General features: G+C 63.4%; 18 protein-coding genes. 5 read left to right on the plus strand and 13 right to left on the minus strand.

Annotated features, from left to right (window positions below):
- Positions 1-63 precede the first annotated feature (63 nt).
- Both ACPFL9_RS15790 and ACPFL9_RS15795 read right to left on the minus strand, forming a co-directional pair.
- Positions 64-1,083 carry an o-succinylbenzoate synthase gene (locus ACPFL9_RS15790; protein ID WP_426003790.1) on the minus strand — a complete coding sequence of 340 codons (1,020 nt, stop codon included), beginning with the start codon at positions 1,081-1,083 and terminating at the stop codon, positions 64-66.
- Positions 1,084-1,144: 61 nt separating this feature from the next.
- Positions 1,145-1,744 (minus strand): hypothetical protein, encoded by a 600-nt coding sequence (locus ACPFL9_RS15795; protein ID WP_426003791.1) that lies wholly within the window; start codon positions 1,742-1,744, stop codon positions 1,145-1,147.
- 91 nt (positions 1,745-1,835) lie between these two features.
- Here ACPFL9_RS15795 and ACPFL9_RS15800 point away from each other — a divergent pair, with 91 nt between their 5' ends.
- Entirely contained in the window at positions 1,836-2,468 is a 633-nt protein-coding gene (locus tag ACPFL9_RS15800; protein ID WP_426003792.1) for a DUF2510 domain-containing protein, read from the plus strand.
- Positions 2,469-2,538: 70 nt separating this feature from the next.
- Positions 2,539-3,588 carry a LacI family DNA-binding transcriptional regulator gene (locus ACPFL9_RS15805; RefSeq protein WP_426003793.1) on the plus strand — a complete coding sequence of 350 codons (1,050 nt, stop codon included), beginning with the start codon at positions 2,539-2,541 and terminating at the stop codon, positions 3,586-3,588.
- An 82-nt stretch (positions 3,589-3,670) separates the two neighbouring features.
- On the opposite strand, the gene ACPFL9_RS15810 is transcribed toward ACPFL9_RS15805, so the two are convergent.
- Genes ACPFL9_RS15810 through ACPFL9_RS15825 form a run of 4 tightly spaced genes read right to left on the minus strand, consistent with a single transcriptional unit; the run spans position 3,671 to position 8,328 of the window.
- Positions 3,671-5,047, minus strand: coding sequence for a glycoside hydrolase family 32 protein (locus ACPFL9_RS15810; protein ID WP_426003794.1), 1,377 nt, complete (start codon positions 5,045-5,047; stop codon positions 3,671-3,673).
- Positions 5,048-5,072: 25 nt separating this feature from the next.
- On the minus strand, positions 5,073-5,945 hold the full coding sequence (locus tag ACPFL9_RS15815; protein WP_426003795.1) for a carbohydrate ABC transporter permease: 873 nt from the start codon (positions 5,943-5,945) through the stop codon (positions 5,073-5,075).
- An 8-nt stretch (positions 5,946-5,953) separates the two neighbouring features.
- Positions 5,954-6,913, minus strand: coding sequence for a carbohydrate ABC transporter permease (locus ACPFL9_RS15820; RefSeq protein WP_426003796.1), 960 nt, complete (start codon positions 6,911-6,913; stop codon positions 5,954-5,956).
- Positions 6,910-8,328 carry an extracellular solute-binding protein gene (locus ACPFL9_RS15825; protein ID WP_426003797.1) on the minus strand — a complete coding sequence of 473 codons (1,419 nt, stop codon included), beginning with the start codon at positions 8,326-8,328 and terminating at the stop codon, positions 6,910-6,912. Before ACPFL9_RS15825 ends, ACPFL9_RS15820 begins: the two co-directional genes overlap by 4 nt.
- A 154-nt stretch (positions 8,329-8,482) precedes the next feature.
- Between ACPFL9_RS15825 and ACPFL9_RS15830 the strand changes: the two genes are divergently transcribed.
- The 3 genes from ACPFL9_RS15830 (at position 8,483) to ACPFL9_RS15840 (ending at position 12,547) form a co-directional block, all read left to right on the plus strand.
- Positions 8,483-9,394, plus strand: coding sequence for a phosphatase PAP2 family protein (locus ACPFL9_RS15830; protein ID WP_426003798.1), 912 nt, complete (start codon positions 8,483-8,485; stop codon positions 9,392-9,394).
- A 210-nt stretch (positions 9,395-9,604) separates the two neighbouring features.
- Positions 9,605-10,939, plus strand: coding sequence for an acyltransferase family protein (locus ACPFL9_RS15835; protein ID WP_426003799.1), 1,335 nt, complete (start codon positions 9,605-9,607; stop codon positions 10,937-10,939).
- A gap of 126 nt (positions 10,940-11,065) precedes the next feature.
- Positions 11,066-12,547, plus strand: a complete 1,482-nt coding sequence (locus ACPFL9_RS15840; protein WP_426003800.1) for a M28 family peptidase — start codon at positions 11,066-11,068, stop codon at positions 12,545-12,547.
- A gap of 127 nt (positions 12,548-12,674) precedes the next feature.
- Here ACPFL9_RS15840 and ACPFL9_RS15845 read toward each other — a convergent pair whose 3' ends face one another.
- The 7 genes from ACPFL9_RS15845 to ACPFL9_RS15875 form a co-directional block, all read right to left on the minus strand.
- Complete coding sequence (locus tag ACPFL9_RS15845) at positions 12,675-13,601, minus strand: YqiA/YcfP family alpha/beta fold hydrolase (protein WP_426003801.1); 927 nt, start codon at positions 13,599-13,601, stop codon at positions 12,675-12,677.
- A 50-nt stretch (positions 13,602-13,651) separates the two neighbouring features.
- Positions 13,652-14,869, minus strand: a complete 1,218-nt coding sequence (locus ACPFL9_RS15850) for an MFS transporter (RefSeq protein ID WP_426003802.1) — start codon at positions 14,867-14,869, stop codon at positions 13,652-13,654.
- Between the two features lie 93 nt (positions 14,870-14,962).
- Complete coding sequence (locus ACPFL9_RS15855; protein WP_426003803.1) at positions 14,963-16,798, minus strand: cell wall anchor protein; 1,836 nt, start codon at positions 16,796-16,798, stop codon at positions 14,963-14,965.
- A gap of 98 nt (positions 16,799-16,896) precedes the next feature.
- Entirely contained in the window at positions 16,897-18,117 is a 1,221-nt protein-coding gene (locus tag ACPFL9_RS15860) for a hypothetical protein (protein WP_426003804.1), read from the minus strand.
- Positions 18,118-18,230: 113 nt separating this feature from the next.
- Entirely contained in the window at positions 18,231-19,118 is an 888-nt protein-coding gene (locus tag ACPFL9_RS15865) for an MBL fold metallo-hydrolase (protein WP_426003805.1), read from the minus strand.
- Between the two features lie 791 nt (positions 19,119-19,909).
- The gene (locus ACPFL9_RS15870; protein ID WP_426003806.1) at positions 19,910-20,602 is read right to left on the minus strand and encodes a hypothetical protein; all 693 of its coding nucleotides are present in this window, start codon (positions 20,600-20,602) and stop codon (positions 19,910-19,912) included.
- 1,248 nt (positions 20,603-21,850) lie between these two features.
- The gene (locus ACPFL9_RS15875) at positions 21,851-24,277 is read right to left on the minus strand and encodes a S8 family serine peptidase (RefSeq protein ID WP_426003807.1); all 2,427 of its coding nucleotides are present in this window, start codon (positions 24,275-24,277) and stop codon (positions 21,851-21,853) included.
- Positions 24,278-24,286 lie beyond the last annotated feature (9 nt).

Genomic DNA, 24,286 nt, shown 5'->3' on the forward strand with positions numbered 1-24,286 from the left:
AGGGGGTATAAACGTTTCACGCCGAGCTTTGCAGCGGAAACCGAATCCGAGAGGGCCCTCTGGTTAAGAGTTGGTGAACAAACCTTGCCCGGAAGATGCCAGGACCGTGTGGACCCTGCGAAGGCGTTCCAGCCACCAGCGGCGACGTTCCCCCGGCGCGGCAAACTGCTCAAGCAGCCCCTGATCGGCAACGGCCTCACGGAGCCGGATGCCGCCGTCGTGTGCTGTGAGGGGGTCCCGCGTGATGTCCGACGCAAACAGCGACACGGTGCCCAGACCGCAGGCGTAGGGCAGTTCCGGCAGGGCGGCTGCGAGCGCCAGCCCGGCCCTGATGCCGATGGACGTGTCCAGTGCGGAACTCACGACGGCGGGAAGGCCGGCTTGGGCGACGATGTCCAGAGCCCGTGCCACTCCCCCGAGGGGCGCGACTTTGACCACGATCAGGTCCGCAGCCCCGGCCCTGGCGACGCGCAGGGGGTCGTCCTCCCTGCGGACGCTCTCGTCGGCGGCGATCAACACCGGGGTGCCTGCCGCAGCCAGGTGCCGCCTGACCTCAGCGAGTCCTTCTATCTCCGGAACGGGCTGTTCGGCGTATTCCAGGCCCACGGCGGAGAGCTTTCCCAGTGCATGCACGGCTTGCGGAATGTCCCAGCCCCCGTTAGCGTCAACCCGGACTGCGGCCTCGGGCAAGGCTTCCCGCACGGCGTGGACGCGGGCGAGATCGTCAGCTAGATCCTGTCCTTTCTCCGCTACCTTCACCTTGACGGCGTCCACCCGCCCGAACCGGGAGAGAACCTCCGGGACGCGATCTGCCGTTACCGCAGGCACCGTGGCGTTGACGGGGATGAGATCACGAAGGGCGGCCGGGAATCCCTGCCATCCCGCTTCCACGGCCGACGCCAACCAGCGGGAGGCCTCCGCATCGCGGTACTCCGGGAACGGACAGAACTCACCCCACCCAACAGGGCCCTTGAGCAGGAGTGTTTCGCGTTCCAAGATGCCGCGGAACTTCACCCGCATGGGGAGCCGCACCACGTGGGCGGAGTCCAGCAGGTCTTCAAGTGGGGGAAGCGCAAGCACCATAGCCCCAACTGTACCGGCGGCCAATCAGCTCATTTCCGGGCCAATGTGGCTATGTGGACAACTACCCCGCCCAGAACTTCCGGATCCGTGCCAGGCCGCTTCCAAGCACCTCACTGGCCAGCACCACGGAGCTCTCGTCCACACCCACGGTGTCCCATTTGGCCACCACCTGGCAGTCACCATCGACCGGGAGCGGCCACAGCCAGTACCGTGCCTTGACCTCCACCGAGTGGTCGCCGCCGTTAGCCCCGCCGCCCCCAATCGGGACCAACACGGGCCCAGCTATATCAGCATCCTCGAACATCGGAGGCATAGGCTGCGACGCGACAGCCCTGCGGCCATCCGGGTAGGCGACACCGATCAGGAAGCCGGCCCCGTCAGAGGCACCGGGTCGCTGGAAGACCTGCTCCATGACATCGCGCCACTCGCGGTCCGTCTCTTGCCCCCGGCGCACAACCCCCATCAGCTCCAGGACGCAGCCGGTGGAATAGACCTCCACGGATTTCAAGGCCACGACCGCCCGTTGACTGGAGTGGATGAACTCACCGATGTGGGCCACCCCGGGGAGCTCGTCCGACGGCGGCCCCGCCCAGCCGGGCCGGATGGGCTGTGGCTGACGCGGCCGGGCGGGAGGCTCGGGGAGGTCGTCGAAGAAGGTCATGATTCATCCTTGCACCGCCACGGTTCTTCCGGGAGGGCTGCGCATAAACATCCGCGCTATTCTCAAAACCACGACTCAATTCAGGGGAATCATGACTTACGCACCACACGGCTCCGCCACACCTCCGGGCTGGTACCCGGATCCCGCCTTCCCGCAGCAGCTGCGCTGGTGGGACGGTGTGCAATGGACTCCGCACCTGGCACCGTTCGCGGGCCAGTTCATGGGACAGTCACTGCAGGTACCGCGTGTGCCCATCAGTAACCAGACGCCGGTGTACAACCCCTTCATTTGGGCCTTGACATTGCTGCCACTGGTTCCGGTCCTGTTGCTTTTGACGTGGCAGCCCGAGTTCCGCCTCATCACCACGCCGCAGGGCGCCACCACCCTGGACCCGCTATCCATCTACTCAGGCGGGTACATCGCCTTGCAGATCTCCGGCTTTTTGGTGTGGGCCGTGGGCATCCTGTGCGCCTATATGGACCATCAGCGGCTCACCCGTTCAGGGGTGATCCGCCCCTTCCATTGGGCCTGGTGTTTCCTGAGCCCCATGGTCTACATCATTGGCCGGACCGTGGTCGTCCGTAAGGTGGCCCCGGACCGGGGACTTGCGCCCATATGGGCGATGATCGGAGTCGTGGTTGTGTCCTTCATCGTGACGGGCGTCTGGATGACCAACTTCATGTCGCAGATCTACTCGCAGATCGGTTACTCGGTCAGCGCGTAACGCCTGGAACCGCACAACCCTCACACGCGTTAGGTAGACTGCTGACTAATTCCGCTGAAAGGACGCTCCCATGAACCGCAAGGCCACTGCCCTGGACGTCGCCAAGAGGGCGGGCGTTTCCAGGAGTGCGGTCTCGCTGGTGCTCAATGGGCGCGGGGACGGGAATGTGGCCAAGGACAGCCAGGAACGCATCCGGCAGGCCGCGCAGGAGTTGAACTACACGCCCAACGCGATTGCACTGAGCCTGCGGAACCAGCGCTCGCGTGTGATCGGCATCGTATCCGACGAGGTAGTGGTCAGCCCGTTCGACGGCAACATCATCGGCGGCGCTGACGACATCGCCCGCAGCCGGGGGTTCGTGACCGTGGTCATGGATACCGAACTCGACGCCGCCCGGGATGCGAGCGCCATTGAAACTCTGCTGGACCGCCAAGTGGACGGCCTCATGTACGTGACGGTGGGCTTGAAGCCGCTGGATGTTCCGCAGGGGATGCTGCGGGTTCCGTCCGTCCTGGCCAACTGCTACGACAGCCACATCCAGCCGCGGCTTCACCACGTAATTCCGGATGAGGTGGGCGGCGGCCGTGAGGCAACCCGGCACCTGCTACAGCTTGGACACCGGGACATCGCGCTCCTGGCCGGTTCGGCGGACTCACCGGCGGCGCCCCTGCGCGTGCAGGGCTACCGTGATGCGCTGACAGCAGCTTCGGTCCCGATCAGCGAGGACCGGATCACCAATGCCGGCTGGGACATCGATGCCGGCTTCCACGGCGCCATGAAATTGCTCGACGGCGTGTCCCCGGCAGAGCGTCCAACGGCCATTATGTGTGCCAACGACCGCCTGGCGGTGGGCGTGGCACTTGCCGCCGCGCGCTTGGGCTTGAGCATCCCGGCCGACCTGTCCGTGATGGGCTACGACGACGAAGCCCGCATCGCCGACACCATGGTCCCCGCCCTCACCACAATGGCCCTGCCGCTGAGGGACATTGGCCGTGCGGCGATGACGTCGCTGCTGGATTCCATCGAGGACGGCACAAGTACGACGGCGGCGCCCGCCGCGGAGACGATGGTCCCCTGCCGCTTGGTCTTGCGTGAGTCGACGGGTCCAGCACCGCGCTGACCCGCCCTGCCAGGCAGGCCTCCCCGGAGGGAGGCCCCGACCTGGGCAAGCTTCAGACGTCGCCGAGTGTCCTGCGGGGCACTCAGGCGGGCAGGGCCAACTCCCACACATCGGCCGTCGCTCCCGGAGGAACATCAAGAGTCCAGTATTCGCCGGGCGCGGGGTAGGCACGGAGGGTTGTCGCCACGGAGTTGGACGCGTACACCTCCACCAATGAGGCATCCAGGAAGATCCGGAGTTCCTCCCCTGCCGCGAGCTCTCCCCTGTAGACCACCTGACGGTCCCTCCCGGAGCCAAGGACCAGCTCAACTGGACCGGCAGCGCCGGCCACCAGCACCTCCGCGAACTCCGGTACAGCCACCGAACCGGACGCCCCGGAAGCCACCGACGCGCCACGGTACGCGGAGACCTCCGGCACAGGAGCAACAACCAGCGCCCCGTCGACCACCGACAGAACCCGGGGATGCGTCAACACACCCGACCACCCGGCGTCGTCGATTTCAGCCTGGGTGCGGCCCCGGCGACCGTCACGTCCGGGACCTTCGTTGGCCCAACCGAAGAGCAAGGCCGAAGGTGAAGACCCGGAGGAGAGCTGCACCATCTGCGGTGCATAGAAGTCGCGGCCAAAGTCCGACTTTCCGCCACTTTCAGGAGTAAACACCGGCAGCCCGGTCTCGGGATGCGAGGACATGGAACCGATCAGGTGCCCCACACCATTGGCGTGCTCGTGGTCGTCGCCGGAGAGCCACAGGGAGAACATCATGACCCACTGGGAGCCGCCGGAGGCTACCGGAACCTGAACCAGTTGCGGGCATTCCCAAATCTCGGCCGGCGTGTGCTCGGCTGCGACAGGGTTGGCCGTGGTGAGCCAGATCCCCTGGTACTTCCAATCGTCCAGGGAATCCACCGTGTACAGCAGCAAGGCGGCGCGCCCGTCGGCCAGTCCGGCACCCTGCATGGCGTAGCGGGATCCGTTGAAGTGGAAGATGAAGGGATCGCGCACAGCGGTAACCAGAGGATCGGAGGGCATGGAAGCGGCGACGTGTCCGTTCTGCTCCCACGTCACGAGGTCGGAGGACCCCCTGGCGATCACGACCTGCGAGTGGCCGCCGTGGTCCTGCACGCCGGAGTAGGCGGCCGTGGGCACATCGCCGTCCAGCGTCACCACGCCCGTCCAGCACCCGGCAGAGTCCGGCCCGCCTGCCTGGGGAACAAGTGCCACCGGGTGTTCTTCCCAGCGGACCAGGTCCGGGGAGCTCACATGGCCCCACTGGATCTGGTGGTGCCGGGCGGACAACGGGTTGTACTGGAAGAACACGTGGTAGCGGCCGTTGATGTAGGTGATGCCGTTGGGATCGTTGATCCACCCTTGCGCCGGCCGTGGGTGGAACCGTGGGAACGCCGGGTCCGGGTGCACAGCGGCGCGGGCGAGGGAGGAAACAACTGCGAGATCCGTCATTGGAACCCTTTCAAAGGTAGAAAGATTATTTGCCCGTGCCGGCGGTGAGTCCATCCTGCAGCGCACGCTGGCCGAACATGAACACCACCAGTGCGGGAATCATGGAGAGGACAACGCCGGCCAGGACCACCGAGATGCTTCCGGTCCCCAGGTTGCCCTGCAAGGACACCAAGCCCAAGGGCAGGGTGAAGTTCTGCTCGGAGATGGTCATGATGAGTGGCCTGAAGAACTCGTTCCAGTGGAAGTTGAACGCCAGGATGCCCACGATCGCCAGGCCGGGCATCGCCAGCGGCGCGTACACGGAGCGGAAGGTCCGCCACGGCGAGGCGCCGTCGATCGCGGCCGCTTCAGCGAGCTCAGCCGGGAGCCCCATGAAGTACTGCCGCATCAGGAAGGTGCCGAACGCCGTCGGGATGGCCGGGAGGATCAGCGCGAGCAGCGTGTCGGAGAGTCCAACGCCGCGGATCAGCATGAACACGGGCACGATCGTCACCTGCGCCGGCACCATCATGGTGGCCAGCACAATGGAGAACAGTGCCCCGCGTCCGCGGAAACGCAGGTGGGCGAAGGCGTAGCCGGCAAGCGCAGCGGTGATCATCTGCCCTATGGCGATCAGCCCGGTCACCAGCGCACTGTTCAGGACCAGGCCCACAATGTTGATCTGCTTGAACACTTGCTCGTAGGAGGCGAAGTCCGGGTCCAACGGCAGGAGGGCCGGCGGCAGTTTGAAGGATTCCGACGGCGGTCGCAGCGAGGTGGACAGCGTCCAGAGAACGGGGCCCAGGATGAAGACGGACGCGATCAGCAGGGCGACGACGCGCCAGGCTACGGACCAGTCCCGCTTCTTCCGCGTGAGTGCGGGTGCCGTGGTTTCAGCACGTTCTGAAATGGTGGTCATGGCGGGCCTTACTGGTAGAAGACGAATCGTTTGCTAAGCCGGAACTGCAGGGCCGTGATGCCCATGATGATGAGCGTGAGGATCACGCCGATCGCTGAGGCCTGGCCGAATTCGAGCCGTTGGAAGGCTGACTCGAAGATGACCATGACAGCCGTTCGCGTTGAGTCGCCGGGCCCGCCGCGGGTGAGCACATAGGGCTGGTCGAAGACCTGGAGTGCGTTGATGATCGCCATGACCGAGGCAACCAGAGTGGTGGGGCTGAGCAGCGGCAGCGTGACGTACCAGTGCTTGCGCCAGCCGGTAGCTCCGTCAATGGACGCGGCCTCATAGGTTTCAACAGGGATCGAGGCGAGCCCGCCAATGAACAGCAGGAACGAGAACCCGAAGTTCTGCCACACATACACAAGAATCACGACGGCGGCAGACCCGGTTGGCGTCGTCAGCCACGGCACCGCGGGGATGCCCACCAGGGACAGCAGCCAGTTCACGACGCCGAACTGTTCGTTGAAGAGGTAGCGCATGAAGATGGACACGGAGGCCGCGGAGAGGATCAGCGGGAAGAAGAACGCTGACCGGAAGAACACGCGCAGCCACGCGGGCAGCTTCTCCTGCACCATGATGGCCAGCCCCAGGGCGAGTCCGAGCTGCAACGCCACGGCCAGCACCACGAACACGATGGTGTTGAGGAAGGAGACCCGGACGGTGGGGTCCTGGACTACCTCGGCGAAGTTGTCGAAGCCCACGAACGTCGGCGCGGAAATGATGTCCCACCGGAAGAATGCCAGGGCCACGGAGGCTACGATCGGCAGCAGCGTGAAGATTCCCATGCCCACGATGGTGGGAGCGAGGAACGCCCACGGCAGCCATCGTTGCTGAATGAGCCCGCGCTTTGGGGTTGCGTGTTTCCGGGCCGGTTGCTGGCGCGGGGTGCTGCCGGTCCCGGCGGGCACGCTGGTTGCGGTGCTCATGGCTGCCTCCTCAGGGCCAGTTCAAGGTCTCGCTGCATGGATTCGAGGGCCTGCTTGAGCTGGCGCTCGTCCCCGCTCACGGCCAGGGATACGTTTTTCATGAGGGCGGTCTCGACGGCGGCCTGCTGGGGAGGTGCCGGAATGGGACCCGTGGTGGGGAACCTGTCCAGGGTGTCGTAAAAGACCTTCCAGTTCCGCGGACCGGTGCCTGCGTACAGCTGTTGGTTGACCATGGACCGGCGCGCGGGGGTGGTATTGGGCGTGGGGAACACGATCTGCATGGCTTCCAGACTGGCGCTGAACTTCACCCATTCCCAGGCGGCGTCCTTGTCCTTGGCGGTTTTCATGATCGCGTAGCCGGCCGTGCCGAATTGGTGGCGCTGGGACCGCCATTTGGGGAAGAACTGGACGTCGAACCCGTCCTCCGTCATCCCCGCGTCGTGGAGGCCTTGTACCCAATAGCCGCCTGCCGGCGTCGTACCTATCCGGTTGGAGGCGAAGAGGCCGATCAGTGAGCTGCCGCCGCCTTCTTCGGGGCGGACGCCCAAGCCGTCCTTCACGAGTCCGCGGAGGTAGTCGAAGGACTCAAAGACGCGGGGATCGTCGGCATTGGGCTCCAGCCATTGGTAGCCACCGGAGCGGAGGTCGCGCGAGGGATCATCGGCGTAGAAGCTGTCCCACAGCCATTCGCCGCCGCCGGACTTGGTCTCCTTCAGGAAGCTGGTCTCGTTGGCGTAGAGCCACGGGACCACACCGCCAAAGAGCCTGTTGGTCCAGTAATAGGGGGTGAAATCGGTGGGTTTGGCCTTTTTCATCGCCGCCAGCGTGGCCCGGAAGTCCGTGTGCGTCCAGTCGTCAGCAGGACGGTCCAGGCCTGCTGCACGAAGGGACGCAGTGTTGTAGTACATGTTGGCCGCGTTCCAGTCGATGGGGAGCTGGAACAGGCTGCCCTTGTACATGAAGGCTTCCACCAGGCTGGGGTGGACGTCCTGGAAGTACTCCTTCATGTCTGCGGCGTCGCGGCGCAGGTAATCATCCAGAGGGTGCGCGAGTTTCTCTGCAAAGAGCTGCGCGCCTTCGGTAGCCACGTACACAACATCCGGCGGAGTCCCGGCAGCCACCATGGTGAGGATCTTGGTGAAGAAGTCCTTCCAGTCCACAGCCTGGATGGCCTGGACCTTGACCTTGATGTCCGGGTGGACTTTGACGAATGCGTCGATGACTTTCTGGCGGGCGGCAGCGTCTGTTGCCGTACCCATGATGGCGATGCTGAGGCTGTTGTCTCCCCGGCCCGGAATGTCCGCACCTGTGAGCCGCGGCCACGACGCCGCTGTTGCTCCCACGATTCCGGCGCCGAGGGCGGTGAGGGCGGTTCTGCGTGTGAATTGTCGCAAAGCCCCATTGGTTCCCGGCATGTAGATTTCCTTCCCTAACACGTGTGAGGAAGCCTATTCCTGCCACCTAACACGTGTCAAGCGTCACAAGAATGTTGCGCAGGTCTCACCACGGGCTTCCGACGCCTGGAGTGTTCACACGAGGCATCCAGCGAATTGTGGCAGTGTAGAGAAAATGAGTTCCCAGCAGTTCCGCGTCAGCGGGAGGTCGAGCAAACGGCCGTCACAGGAGCCCGCTGCAAGCGCAGGCGTCGCCCTTCTTTTCTGCCTGGCCACCATTGCGAGCCTGGTGGGGGTGGCGGCCACGTACTACTTCTTTGTCCGCACCACCACGGGCCAGTTCATCGACGAATCAGCGCTGGTTGAGGCCACCGAACTGAGCGGCACGGCAGGCAGGGCTTCCACCAGGTTCCTGGATGCACTGCCCATGATTTCCCTGGCAATCGCTACCGTGGTGGTGCTCTTTGTGACGGTCGCGCGGCGCCGCTGGAAGGCCGCCGGCATCGCCATCGCCGCATGTGTTGCGGCCAACCTGGCTACCCAGGTCCTCAAGTTCCTCATCCCGGACCGCCCCGACCGCGGCGTGCAGACCCTGGAACTGAACTCGCTCCCCTCCGGTCACACCACCCTGGCAGCCTCTGCCGCAGCAGCCGTGTTCCTGATGGTGTCCCCCCGCTGGCGCCCCTTGGCCGGCTTCCTGGGCAGCACCTTCGCGGTGGCCACGGGAATTTCGACCCTGATCAACCAGTGGCACCGTCCCGCCGACGTCGTAGCCGCATTCCTTGTAGTTGGCGCAGTGATGCTTCCGGCCGGATGGCTGATTGTCCGGACCGGTGGCGGCTGGAACGTGTGGCGCGGTTATGGCGAGCACTGGGCGGCCTCGCGCCTTTGGGTGTGGCTCACCGTCCTCGCCCTGCTGGTCGCCTCTGCAGTTGCAGGCTACTCGGTGCTGCAGGTCATGCCTGGCCTGAGCACCGACAGCACCGTGGACTACTTCTGGGCAGGCACCGCCTTCATAGTCATCGCCGGATACCTCTCCGCCCTGGGCGGTACGTGGCTGTTCGGGCTGGCGGCAAGGAAGCGCTAACGCACGACGGCGGGTGGCGGCTTGGTCTGCCGAGCTCACCGAACCACTCCGCAACTGCTCGCTCGCCTCACGGCTTATTTTTGGACGTGAGGGTCTTGGGAACCTTGGGCGGCCAGTAAGGCACCGCAGGTGGAGCACTCCCCATGGCAAGGCGTGCCGACGCACTCTACAATTAATCAAAACGTTAGAGTAAATTCGCCAGGAGCCCTTATGCCTACCTCTGAATCGACCCGCTTCGGCAGGATTACCACCACGCGGCCGCTAGTACCGGCATCCCGTGACCTGGTGGTCGACCTCATCCGGGTAGCCTGCATGTTCGCCGTTGTGGCAGTTCACCTGCTCATGATGGGAATCAGCGTTGGTCCGGGAGGCATAGGCGTGGAGAACCCCTTGACCTCCCTGTCCTGGTTCGCCCAAGGCACGTGGTTCGGGCAAGTCATGCCTTTGTTCTTTGTGGTGGGCGGCTTCGCTTCCCTGACATCGTGGCGCAGCCTCCAGCGCAAAGGAGGCAACGCGGCGGACTACCTGCGCAACAGGGTGCTGCGGCTCGTCAGGCCCACGGTTGCCCTCTATGCATTCCTCACGATTGCGTTGTGGAGTGCGACGGCGGCTGGTGTCCCGGGCGACCTGCTGTCGGTCATCGCTGCCGGCGCCGGAGTCCAGCTGTGGTTCCTTGCCGCTTACCTCATCTGCCAGACCATGGTGCCGGTGATGGCACGGTTCCACGAAGCAGCTCCTTACCGGACTGTGGCCGGGCTGGCCGCGGGCGCCGCCGTCGTCGATGTTCTTCGCTTGGGCTTGGAGCGCAATCCGTGGGGCTTCGACTCCAACCCGATCGGGCTGCTGAACATGGTGTTTGTTTGGGGGCTCCTGCAGCAGCTGGGCTTCTTTTATGCGGACGGTATCTTCGACAGGATTGCGCGATGGAAGCTGGTGATCGCTGCCGTCGCTTCCTACCTGCTCATGGTGCCCCTGACCGATGCAGGGCCCTATCCAGTGGACATGCTGACCAGCCAGAACCCACCCATGTTCCCACTGGTGCTGGTGGGACTGGCCCATGTCCTGCTGGTGAAGGCTGCCTACCCCTGGTTGCAACGGTTTGTGAGGTTGGAATGGGTCCGGAAGGTCATGTTAGTGGTGGGCAGCCGCGCCATGACCATCTATTTGTGGCACCTGCCTCTGATCATTGCGCTGTTCGGCATTGCCTTGGTCCTGCACCTGCCTTTCCCGGAACCGGCGAGCGCCGAATGGTGGCTGACAAGGCCGTTGTTCTACGTCGCAGCGTGGGCATTGGTCTTGCTGGCATCCACCCCTCTTGTCCGTCTGGAACTCGCCAGCACAGCTTTGGCACCCGGCGCATCCCGCCCTGGCCTGTGGAGCGTCCTGACGGCTACGGCACTGGCAGTTATTCCGCCGTTCGTGGTGATGCGGACTGCACTGGACGCCTGGAATGCGACCTGGGGATTGATTCTGCTGGTCCTCGCCGTTGTCTTGGTCAACGGCCGCCAAAATTCAAGGCTTCTCCGGAAGGCTACTGTGGAGTAAGTTTCTCGCTACCGCGCCCGGCCAACCAGATGCCGGGTCCGTATCAGGGAGATGCACCACATGCATACCAAGCACAAACCGCAATCAGGAAAACCAACCTCTGCCCTTGCTGCGGGAGTAGCCACCATGGCTGTTCTCGCATTTGCTTTCACCCCGCCCGCCGTCGCCGACAAGGGGACGGACACGCAAGCACTGCGCGACGCTGTCACCGCAGGAGCCATCATTGACCACCTCGAGGAATTTCAGGCGATCGCAGATGCCAACGGCGGCACCCGCTCAGCCGGAACATCCGGCCACGTAGCTTCCGCCGTATACATCGAGAACCAACTGAAGGCAGCCGGCTACACACCGGAGCGCCAGTATTTTGAGTACCTGAAGTTCAACCTTGAGAGTGAAGCTTTCCAACGCCTCACGCCGACGCCGCTCACCTATACAGCCGATGATTTTGCGGCCATGACGTATTCCGGGTTTGGGGAAGTCACTGCTGCTGTGACCCCCGTGGATATAAACCTCGTGGGAGACCGTGCTTCCACCAGCGGCTGCGAGGCCACCGACTTCACCGGATTCCCTGCCGGTACCATCGCTTTGATCCAACGCGGAACGTGTCCGTTCAACACCAAGGCCGTCAACGCCGAGGCCGCCGGTGCCGTTGGCGTCATCATCTTCAACCAGGGCGACGGCGATGACCGGCTTGCCCGGGTGGATGGCACTCTCGGTGCTCCTGCCCCCGACAATCCAGAGGTCACCATTCCTACCGTTGGTGCCAGCTTCGCCGTAGGCGAAGAACTCGCAGGACTCCCGGGGGCCACTGTCCGCATTGACGTCCAGGGCAACACGCAGCCCATCGAGACGTTCAATGTCTTGGCAGACACCGCTGGCCGGGCTGACAGGACCGTTGTGGTGGGCGCACACCTGGATTCCGTGGCCGAAGGTCCAGGCATCAATGACAACGGATCAGGCTCCGCTGCCATCCTGGAGACAGCACTGCAAATGGCCGAGTTGGGTGTCACTCCGGAGAACCGCGTTCGCTTTGCTTGGTGGAGCGGCGAGGAGGACGGCCTGATCGGCTCCGACTACTATGTGGCCCAACTGAGCAAGACAGAGCTCAAGAACCACGCCCTGAACCTGAACTTTGACATGGTGGCCTCCCCTAACCCCGTGCGCTTCGTGTACGACGGCGACGGCAAGCAACTGGGCACCTCCGGCCCCAACGGTTCAGGCCAGATCGAAAAGGTCTTCCTGGACTACTTCGCTTCGCAGGGCCTGGCCACGGAGCCTACGGAATTCGACGGGCGTTCGGACTACTTCGGCTTCATTGAGAACGGCATTCCGGCGGGTGGCCTTTTCACCGGCGCCGAGGACATCAAGACCGCTGAGCAGGCAGCCATTTATGGAGGCATGGCCGGCGTTGCGTACGACCCCTGCTACCACCAGGCCTGCGACGACATCGACAACATCGACGCGGCGGTCCTTGAACAGATGGCCGATGCGATAGCCCACGCCACCCTGACGTTCGCCATGACCCAGTCCGCAGTCAACGGCACCGCCAAGGGCTCCGGCTCCGGCAACCTGAACCTCGAATTCAAGGGTCATCAGGCAGTTCGGTAGCTGTTTCCTTTATGTGAGCGACGGCCGCAGGTCACCCGGGGGTGGTGGCCTGCGGTTATTACTGTCCCGGAGTCATAATTTTGATGGAAGAAGTCCGCCGGACGCGCTCCATTGTCAGACAGGCCGCTCAGCTTGCCGTCGCTGCTGGCGCGGTGTCCATAACGCGCTGCTTGACGTGGCGTCGTGTCGTTTCAGCTTGGAAGCCGAACTCAACCAGTGCCTTGCTCCAGTCGCCATTGCAGGTTGCCAGGACTTCGAAGCAGGCCCGCAGCAGTTCCTTCGGCGGGGGAATGTGCCCATCGCCGGAGTCGGGACCCCAGCGGTCCATGAGCATGAACAGACTGTCGGACTCCCCTACTGCGTCAACGAACGGCAGCTGATGATTCTGGATATGGAACCAGTCTTTCGCGTTCTGGATCAGTGCCACTGTGTGGTCGAACCCCGCAGAATAGGCAGGAACCAGGTCATGCGTCACGCTGGCCGGCAGTCCGTCCATCTCCTTGCCCTCCACACCCCAGGCATGGGTGAGGTAGCGTTCCACCGCGCCAGAGTAGAACCGGGAAATCGAGATTTGTGGGTTGACGGCCAGCGCAAGGGAGATCGGAAAGAAGCGGGACAGCGCAAGGCTGGCATAACCTCCGGCGGAGCTGCCGAAGAAGACCACGTTATGCCCTCCGGTTTCTTCGACAATGCGCCTGACAACTACCGCCAAGGTCTCCTGCAGGTCTGGCTGAAACCTTGATCCCGCGTACCACGCCAGGTTGAAGTCGTGCGAGATCCGAAGACTCGGGTCGGAGATGAAAATCCTGCTGACGGGCAACCCGGCAGTTACACCCTGCCCCAGGAACCACGGGAGCCGAACGTCAGCTTCAGCGGCTCCGTGGAAGCAGACCAAGGTGATGTCCGATTCAGCGGGAAGGTTCAGGATTTCGATCGGCAGGCCGTGGTGCTGGATCTCAATCAACCCCGCGGGAATGCTGCCTGCGTTCAGGAATCCATGAAGATCCGCGAAGGACGAGGGCTCGGCGGTTTCATCAGCTGGGTTTTCTGGCACCCCGGTAGTCTAGCCGCGCCAATACACAACGTTCGAACTGGTAACAGGGACTAGTAATTCCGCCGGTGCTTCAACCGCGGAATGGAAATGGCAAACACCAGTGCGGCCGCGAACCCCAGCGCAGCCGTTGCCCAAACCCCGGCAGCGAGGGAAACGGCAGCGGTCAACCCCGACAGCAGAACCGGTCCCCCTGTGGCGCCCGAGTCGGCGATGAAGCGCCAAATCCCCAGGAAATGGCTTCGGCCATTGTCGGGCGAGAAATCGGCGCCCAAGGTCATGATCAGGCCCGAACTGATGCCGTTGCCGAAGCCAATCAGCAGTGCTGCCAAGAGCAGGGGCGTAAAACCACCGGTGAACGGGATGATCACCAAGGCCAGGCTCATGATCACAGTGGATGGCACGGCCACCCACTGCCGTCCCTTTCGGTCCATCAGTTTGCCTGCCGGATAGAACACCAACATGTCAACGCCGCCGGAGAGACCATAGATCAGGGAAGCCTGCGTTGCATCCATCCCCAAATGGTCGGCCCAAAGCGGGATCACCACTTGTCGTGATGCCCGAAGAGCGCTGAGCAGCAGGATCCCGAATCCCACGGAGAGGAACACTCCCGCGTGGGAGGCAGCCACCTCCCGGAGCGTCGAAGCAGGAGGCACCGCACCGCCGTCGGACCTTTCCGGTGCCTTCAAGTCCGGGATGGTGAGGGACAACGCCGCAGCAGCCATCATCCCCGCGAAGCCAACCCAATAGGCGCCGCTGATACCTGCAAACTGCATCGCACCTGCACCGATGAACGGTCCAATGAAGATACCGATCCTGGTGACGCCGCCCAAGGTTGAGAGGGCACGGGCCCTGAACATCACTGGAACTGCCTCGGTGAGGTACTTCTGCCGGGCCAGGTTGAAGACGCTCGAACTCATGCCCACCACGGTCATCGCGGCGGCCAGTAACCAAATCCCGTGATCCAGGCGGGGAGCAAAGGCCGCTGCCCCCAGGGCCAAAGCACCCGCAGCACCGGCCCCGACTATTGCCCATCGTTCGCCGAACCTGATGGTGATGATCGACGCCGGAATGTTGAACAGCCACGAACCCAGGCCGATCAGGGTCACAATCAACGCTGACACTGCGACAGATGCGCCAAGGTCACGTGCAGACAAGGCAATGACCGGGAGCACGGCCCCCTCGCCCATACAGAACAAGAGCGCCGGTCCGAAAGCCGGGATAGCTATGCTGCGAAGGCTGAAGTTTTGGACTGTTTTGGGAGGCGTCATCCCCTTCATCCTAGGACTGACGGCGCGTTTACCTCGTTTGTTGTTGCGGTTCCGGAGGCCGGAACCGCAACAACAAACGAGTGGCCCGACCGGCTATTGCCGGGTGGCAGCAGCCTCCCGGCGACTGCCAACTGCCAGAGCCACGCCCATCAGGAGCAGTGCGGCCGCCCAGAGAAGGAAGCTCTGGTTGAGGCCCGTACTGGCCAGGGATGCGGAACTTCCGACGGCGGCACCCGCCCCAGCGGCAGATGCGGCCCGGGTGCCGCTGACGGCTTCGTCCATGGTGGACGTCTGAGCCGCTCCTGTCCCGGCGGAGATGCCGGTGTTTCCGGCGCCCATTCCCGGGCTACTGACCCCGGCATCGACGCCACCCGTGCTGGCTCCGCCGCTGGTCGGAGGGTTCACCACTGGCGGGTTCACCACTGGCGGGTTCACCACTGGCGGTTCAACGACCGGAGGGTTCACCACCGGCGGGTTCACCACTGGCGGTTCAACGATCGGAGGATTCACTACTGGAGGCTCAGCTACCGGAGGGTTCACGACTGGCGGATTCACGACCGGCGGGTTCACCGTACCTACGGAGCCGCCGCCGATACCCAGAGAGGTCGAACCGACAGTCACGGGAGCCGTGATGGGGACAATGAGTTGAGTGCCGGAAAGGACCCCACCTTCGCCGGTCGTGGTGCCACCGGCAGAGGTTCCGTTGGTGCCGGTCCCCGTCGAAGTACCTGAAGCGGTGGCAACGGATTCACCCAACACTCCAGCGGAAACAGAACCGACAGTGACATTAGCCGTCACCGGCGCAACAACCTGCGTCCCCGAAGCAACGCCATCAGACCCATCAGTACTGGAACCGGCAGTGGAACCACCACCAGCCGCACCGGCTGAAGAACCACCACTCGTAGCCCCCGAATCACCCAGGACACCAACCGCCGTCGAACCAACAGTCACCGGAGCCGTCACCGGCGCAACAACCTGCGTCCCCGAAGCAACGCCATCAGACCCATCAGTACTGGAACCGGCAGTGGAACCACCACCAGCCGTCCCGGCTGAAGAACCTCCGGTCGTAGCCGCCGAATCACCCAGGACACCAACCGCCGTCGAACCGACAGTCACCGGAGCCGTCACCGGCGCAACAACCTGCGTCCCCGAAGCAACGCCATCATGACCACTGGTAGTAGCTCCGGAAGCAGCAGCGTCACCGCCGGAAATCGCTGGCGCTGTCGAGGAGGCGGTTGCATCCCCGCCAACTCCCGCGGCAGTGGCTCCGATGTTAACAGGGACCGAAATCGGAGCCACTACCTGAGCGCCGGATGCGATACTTTCTCCCCCCGACGTTGTTGCCTGCGCCGGCGCTTGTGCCGGCGCAGAAGATGTTGCTGCTGGTGTTGAGGTGGCCGATGAGTCTCCCAACGCACCCACCGACATGGACCCCACGGTCACGGGGACCGTCACCGGAGCTACTACCTGTGTTCCTGAAGCAACTCCGTTCGATCCGCTGGTGGAAGCGGTCGACGCGGGAGCGCCCGAGCCGGACGGAGTTGCTGACGTGGCCGGACCCGCCGCAGTGGAGCCCCCCAGCAGACCCACTGATGACGAGCCCAGGTTTATGGGCGCCGTAACCGGAGCGACTACTTGGGTTCCAGAGCCAATGGCGTTGGACCCGTTCGTTCCGGCGTTCGGCGCAGCGCTGGAAGCGGGGGCTGCCGCTGGCGCTTTGGTCGTTGCTGCTGAGTCTCCGGCTATACCCAGAGACGTAGCCCCAAGGTTGATTGGTGCCGTGACGGGGGCAACCACCTGGGTTCCGGAAAGGAGTCCATCCTCGCCGTTGGTTGTTGTGCCGGCTGCTTGTGCCGCGGTCGCGCCGAGAGCCACGAGGCCGCCGGCAAAGCATGTGCCCACGAGGCACCTGCGTAAAGTCGAGTTCATTGTGATCTTCTCCTGAAGTTCTTGTTCCCAGAGACGTCCTCACGAGGATCGTCATCATGACCGTTTGCCGCGGACGGAGCAGCGGCACGGCTGGGAAACTAGTCAGGAGAGGAGCCGGGATCGAAGGAGACCGGCTTGGGATGGTTTTCGTCGCTGGCAGGACCCATGCCAGCAAGTGCGTCCGCCGGGATAATCAGCGCGTGCTGCAGGAACGCAGCAGCCGCCCCGGAGGTTCCGTTATTCGAGGAGCCGGAGCCCGCACCAACCGCGCCAAGAGGAGCTTCTGGTTGACCGCTCGGAAGCCGGTCAGGCTGCTCACCGTCTGCTGCAAGGCCGACGCCTGTTTGCCCGATGTCCGCCACGGTCGACTGCTCCCCGAACCATGCGCGGAGCAGCATTGCCATCGTCCCGGTAGTGGGTGCGACGTTGGTTTTGGCCGGTTCGTCAACGGCTGTAATGGTTGCCGTTTGGGTTCCGTCACCGGCGGTCCCGACGGCGGGTGGCAGCTGTGCGGCTACGTTTGGGGCGGCAGGCTGCACCTCGGGACCACTACCCGATGCTGGCGGAGCCGAGGCTCCCGGAGCCGTCAGAGGGGGCAGGATTCCGCCGACTGGCGGCAGCGTACCATCGAGCGGCGGAACGCTGCCTAATGCCGGAGGAAGAACTGTATCAACAACGTCCACGACTGTCTGAACCACGGGATCGACAACATTGGTGACCGGCTCAAGAGCGACTGGCGCCAGAACATCGTTGACTGGTGGCACCGCGGTATCGACTTTTGCATCCACAGCACCAGTAATCGGAACCACGGTTGCATCCACAACGGCGCTGACGCTGTCCGCAGGAAGAATTTGGGAAACCACCGGGACACTGGCAACGATGTCATCAGTCGATGCTGCCACCTGGGTGACCACCGGAGTCACAGCTGGCACAGGGACCCTGACCGGCTGCGCTGGAACCACTGCTTTGACCGCTTCGGGAAGAGGCACCGAAGGCAGGGGCACGGTTACAGCCGTTCCAGTTGAAGTCGGCGCGGCCGTTTTGCTTACAGAAGTGCTCACCTCTGACACGGCTTTAGTAGTGGCGACCGTCGTGTGCGTGACCTTGGTGGTGATATTGCCCGTTGCACCCGTTGCGGGGGAAAGCGTGGAAGCGACAGAGGACTTCGCATCCGCAAGCAGTGCGCCTCCATCACCGGTTCCTGAATCTGCGGTGGCAGCCGTTGCAGAGAGAGCCATCCAGATGGCCGTTCCGGCGCCAGCGACCATGACGGAGCGGAGAATCTGCTTGGCACGCGGAATTGCGCTTATGGCCTTCATCTCGACACCCCCCAGGTAGCCGCGAACCGATGGTCGACTTCATCCTAAAACCGGAGTAAGCCGTTAGTCCACGCTTTTAGGGGGTCAAGATGAAAAATTTATAAGGAACCTTGCTAAGAGGAAGGGTAGAACCCTGTTTTCTCAGGCCCGAAGTCGGGAGTAGCCAATGATCCTCCGGCCGGCCGACCGTGCTGGGCGTTCGTTTCCTGCAGGCGCTTAATGAACCAGCGCGACTGCTCCGGTCCGTAGGGAAGGACCGGAATGGCCTTGGTCGCGTCCGCAGGCATGTCGCGGATGGACTGGGTGGCCTGCCGCACTGCAGTACTCATGGTGTTGGCCATCGTCTTGACGAACTGGTCGCTGGCCGGCTTGCCGTGCCCCGGAACCAAGTGTTCATAGCGATGACGCAGGGCTGAGATGTGGCGCAGCACGTCAGCCCACTCCTCGGGATATGAGTCTTCAAACGAAGGATGTGCACCCTGCTCAACAAGGTCGCCCACGAACAGGGTCGAGTTGGTTCCGACCAACAGGTCGCCATCTGTGTGTGCACGTCCAAGGTAGAAGAGCGTCGCAGTGATGCCACCCAGATCCACCAGGACGGGCTGGTCGCGGACAATTGCGTTGGGCACCACAACCTCGACGGCGTCGCCCTCTCCTGCCGCCATCTCCGGCTCGTTCTCCGCAACCGAGGGCCGTTGGCTGTCAGCATCGCGTTCAATGGCTGCAGCGCAATTCTCATGCGCCCAGAACTCGGTTACTCCTGCATCGGCGAAAACCGCGTTGCCAAAGAAGTGGTCGTAGTGCGCGTGGGTGTTCACCACAACCAGCGGGAGCTCCGTCTTCTCCCGGACAGCGGCCAGGATTTCCCGGGCCTGCCGGGGGCCGCAGCCAGTGTCGATAACCATGGCAAGTTCCTTGCCCACCACGAGTCCGGTGTTGAGGGATGCCCCCTCTGTCTCCAGCACGTAGTTATCCGGTCCAAGTTCCAGCCAAGCTGACAATGCGTTCTCCGTATCCACTGCAATCCGGCGGTGTTCAGGCCTCGATTCTACCCACGTGCGGCTGGGAGAACGCGGAACCGGGCCGTCGGCAGCGGGCCCGGACGTCCCTCATCTACGGGTATGGCCCGGAAGCCAGCAAGCTTCCGGGCCATACTTACGAGGTCAGTTCAACACGGTTGATCGACTAGATCTGACGCGAGGCTTCCTTTCGTCGGGTCACCAGCATGAGAACCAGGCCGATGATGAGAAGGGCAGCGGCACCCGAGACGTACGGGGCCAGCTGAAGGCCCGTGTTGGCTAAGCCATCTCCGGGCACCTCCTCGCAACCCGGACCTTCAGAACCCTCGCCAGGAACCTCAGTCCCGTCACCGGGAACCTCAGTCCCGTCACCAGGGGATTCCTCGCACTGCGAAGGCACCTCCTCGCAACCCGGAACTTCAGAACCGCCGCCAGGAACCTCAGTCCCGTCACCAGGGGATTCCTCACAGACACTGGGCGTCGTCTCCGAAGGAGTCGGCGTCGGGGTTTCTGTCGGCGTCTCCGAAGGAGTCGGCGTCGGGGTCTCAGTCGGCGTCTCCGAAGGAGTCGGCGTAGGCGTAGGCGTCGGCGTTTCGGTCGGCTCCTCCGAAGGAGTCGGCGTCGGCGTCTCAGACGGCTCCTCCGAAGGAGTCGGCGTCGGCGTCTCAGACGGCTCCTCCGAAGGAGTCGGCGTCGGCGTCTCAGACGGCTCCTCCGAAGGAGTCGGCGTCGGCGTCTCAGACGGCTCCTCCGAAGGAGTCGGCGTCGGCGTCTCAGACGGCTCCTCCGAAGGAGTCGGCGTCGGCGTCGGGGTTTCGGTCGGCGTCTCCGAAGGAGTCGGCGTAGGCGTAGGCGTCTCGGTCGGCTCCTCTGAAGGAGTCGGAGTCGGAGTCGGCGTCGGGGTTTCCGTCGGCTCCTCCGAAGGAGTCGGCGTAGGCGTCGGCGTCGGCGTCTCGGTCGGCTCCTCCGAAGGAGTCGGAGTCGGAGTCGGCGTCTCCTCCGAAGGAGTCGGAGTCGGAGTCGGCGTCTCGGTCGGCGTCGGCGTCGGGGTTTCCGTCGGCGTCTCGGTCGGCGTCTCCGATGGAGTCGGAGTCGGCGTCGGCGTCGGGGTTTCCGTCGGCGTCTCCGAAGGAGTCGGCGTAGGCGTCGGCGTCGGCGTCTCGGTCGGCGTCGGCGTCGGGGTTTCCGTCGGCGTCTCCGAAGGAGTCGGCGTCGGCGTCGGCGTCGGCGTCTCGGTCGGCGTCTCCGAAGGAGTCGGAGTCGGCGTCGGCGTCGGGGTTTCCGTCGGCGTCTCCGAAGGAGTCGGCGTAGGCGTCGGCGTCGACGTCGGGGTTTCCGTCGGCGTCTCCGAAGGAGTCGGCGTAGGCGTCGGCGTCGGCGTCGGCGCAGGCTCTTGGAACGAAATCTCGGCCGCATCGGTGACTACGTGGGACTCGACCCGAGTGAACACCGCGTAAACCTGGCAATTGTCATCCCCGTTGTGGAACCAGTTGAGAGTGGCATCGGTCGTAGGAAGCACTGAGGCGTTCAATGTGACCGTGCCAGCGGTCGTGGCCGTGATGCAGAGATCAACCGCGACAGTGTCTCCGACCGCTGAGGGTTCGTTGACCGTCAACGTCCCACCACTCAACGTGCCATCAGTCTCGCCGTCACAGAGCTGAAGGGTGCCGTTGCTGCTGCTCAGCTCGATCGGAGTCTTCACGACATTTGTGTTCAGAGTGACTTTGGCTTCCGCTCCAACGTCGTAAGGGCCCGAAGTTGCGGGATCAATAGTCAGCTCAGGCGTATAGGTCTGGGCCAGGAAGCCGAGCGTTTCGTCGATGTCATCCGGGCCGAGCTTACTGGCCACACAGGTTGCCTGCTGCTGGGGGGTCAGTTTGGCAAAATCGGCCACGCACCACGCCAGTGCCTGCAACCGCTGGCGTTCTATGCTCGTCGTGTCGGACGTAACGAATTCGTCCACCGTGCCATCCCCCGCCACGTATTGGAAGCCGTGCTGCACGATGTAAGCAAACTGACGGCGTTGAGTATCCGTCATGTCGGCGTTCTTCTCGAAATCTTCGTCGAGGGGACGGCCATCATGGCAAGTTTCCAAGTCGCGGTCCGTGCAGAACATCCATGCGCTCACGGGGCCACCGCCTATTGGTCCGCCTTCAGCCTCTGTTGAATAGCGGACACCGCATAACGGGGGCAAATCTGTGCCACCGGCCGGGTCACCGAAAACGTTGTACAAGGGAACAACGAGCCCTTGGTTGTAATTATCGAGATTCGCGCCGTCCACGGTGGTTATCGGGTTGGCTACTTCAACAGTCGTACCCGGGCATAGCGGCGCATCAAAGGTAGTGGCTGCGGTCGGCGGGGCTTCCGCCCGTGCCGCCGAGGGTACAGCCAGTTGGGCCGCAAACACCCCCGCCGCCAAAACGGTGGTCGCTGCAAAGGCCGCGACGTATCTTCTGATCATGGTTTCCTTCAGTTTGATGAGTTGCAACTCTCGCGCTCGCATCTCAGTGAGATGTTCGGCGACGTGCACGCGCAGCTGAACCGCCGTCTTGGATGGCTCAACCGTGGAAGAGGTAGAGCAAGCCGAAGGATCCTGATGCAAAACCAACTGAATGTGGTGTAAGTCATTGGAAAACCAAAAAGGGCCACGATCAGACAGATCGTGGCCCTCAAGGGAGAAGGCGCCCCGACTATTAATCGGGTCTTTCGTGTGGCTACAAAATGATGCTCATCACATTCCATCCTGACCCCACCTGACGGGACGGAAGGAACCCGCCTGCCCCGTTGCCCGGATAGAGCAACAAAGCACCAGAGCCGTTGCGGGCCAGGACGTCATTTTGTCCATCCCCGCTAAAGTCACCCGGACCTTCAATGGCGTTCATGGCCTGCCATCCCCAACCAATTTGGCTGGCAGCCAGCCACCCGCCGGAGCCATTGCCTGGGTAAAGGAACAGTTCGCCCGCCGCGTTACGGGCCAGCACATCAGCCTTGCCGTCAGCGTTAAAGTCTCCGGGACCATCGATCGCGGTCATGCCGTTCCATCCCGATCCGATCTGCTTGGCAGTCAACCAGCCACCAGTTCCATTGCCGGGGTACAACCACAAGACACCATTGCCGTCCCGGGCCAGGACATCTGCTTTGCCGTCCCCGTTGAAGTCGCCCGGAGCGTCGATAGCCGTCATCACGTTCCAGCCCGAACCGACTTGCTTGGCCGACAGCCAACCACCGGAACCGTTACCGGGGTACAACCACAGAACGCCCTTGCTGTCCCGGGCAATGACGTCCGCTTTACCGTCGCCATTGAAATCACCGGACGCCTCGATTGCCGTCATGACATTCCACCCGGACCCGACCTGCTTCGCCGGCAGCCAACCACCGGAACCGTTACCCGGGTACAGCCACAAAACACCGTTGGTGTCCCGCGCGAGCACATCGGACTTGCCATCGCCGTTGAAATCCGTGATCTTGATCCGCGTGGCCTTGAAGACGAACGTCCACTTGGTAGTGGCGCCTGAGGCAAGCACATAGTCTTTGGCTGCCCGTGCTGTGACCGTCACGGTTCCGATGGCGGGGTAAGTCCCGGCAGTCACTACTACTCCCCCCAGCAAATACTCAACGCCCTTCACGGCGGGGACGGTGAAAGTGTCCTTTGCAGAACCGTCGAGGTCCCGGAAAACCACAGGGGAAGGGGCGACGGGAAGGTTGCCACCGTACGCAATAAGGGCAGCAGTGGCATCGACGAGGCCGGCGCCACAGCCCGGGACACAGCCTGCGGGGAGGGGACGCGAGGTGTCCTTCAACTGCTGCTCCAGGGCAGCGGGAGTCAACGAGCTTCCCTCAGCCGAGAACAAGAGGGCCGCCAAGCCCGAAACATGCGGGGCGGCCATGGACGTTCCCTGCATGAACGCATATCCGGTCTCAGCCTGAACAGTGGTTCCCGCGTTATAGGTGGACAAAATCCCGTTCAGGAAATTGGCACTCATGTCGCCACCGGGAGCAGTGACATCCACGGTGCTTCCGTAGTTGGAGTAGGACGCCCTGCCACCCGCCCTGCTGCTCGCCGCGACAGTGATGACATTTTGGCAGTTCGCAGGGCTGGCATCGGCTGCCGGCCGGTTTGAGTTTCCGGCAGATACCACGACGGCGGCGCCTGCGTTGTGCGCAAAGTCGATCGCATTTTGGTAGGTGGCTGAGCACGCCCTGGTGGCGCCAAGGCTCAAATTGATGACCTTGGCAGGGTTGGGATTTGTGGGAACACCGCTCACGACGCCGCCCGCAGCCCAAACAATGGAATCCGCGATGTCAGACGTGTAGCCACCGCAGACGCTCATGGCCCGGACAGGCAGGATCTTTGCTTTGGGAGCCACACCGCTGATCCCCCTGCTGTTGTTTCCGACAGCCGCGATAGTGCCGGCGACGTGTGTCCCATGCCAGGACGAGTTTTCCGCCGGGCTGCCTGATTCGCAGAAGTTCGCTGCGGCCCAATCTCCCATGTCGGTGGGGTTGGGATCCCTGCCATCCCCGTCCCGGGCATCGGCAGCGTCTGCGATCATGTCGTAGCCGGGAAGGATGTTGGCGTCGAGATCCGGATGCCGGGTGATCCCTGAATCCACAACGGCAACCACTACTCCCTCCCCATGGGTGTAGTCCCAAGCTCCTGGGGTGCGCATGCCACCCGGGTTCTCCCACAGATCCCACTGCTCGTTGAAGTAAGGGTCGTTCGGTGCAACGGCAGCGTGCATGACCGTGTCCGGATCTGCGTAGGCGACGTCCGGGTCCAGGCGCAGGTTGTGCACGAATTGTTCCGCCTCAATGGCGGAGAGAGCCTCGGAAAGCTTTACTACATGGCCGCCGGTGGCATTCTCACGAAGGCTTTTCGCCGCTACTCCAAGTTTCAACCCGGCCTGGCCTGTCGCCTCTTCCACGGCGTCAGTGACGTTCTGGACGGAGCTGTCTTTGATTCCGACAATGAACTGGTCGGTGCCCGATTCAGTTGCTGGCTGCAGGACCTGCGGAGCGCCGGGAAGGACATCGTCTCCGTCTGCGGCGGCCGGCTGTGCTGCAAGTCCCCCGGCAACCAAGAGCGCGCCTGCCAGCACCGCTACGGCTCTCAACGATTGCGTCCGGAATTTTCTCACCATGATGTGGGC

The sequence above is a fragment of the Paenarthrobacter sp. NyZ202 genome (assembly GCF_049860755.1).
GTDB lineage: Bacteria > Actinomycetota > Actinomycetes > Actinomycetales > Micrococcaceae > Arthrobacter.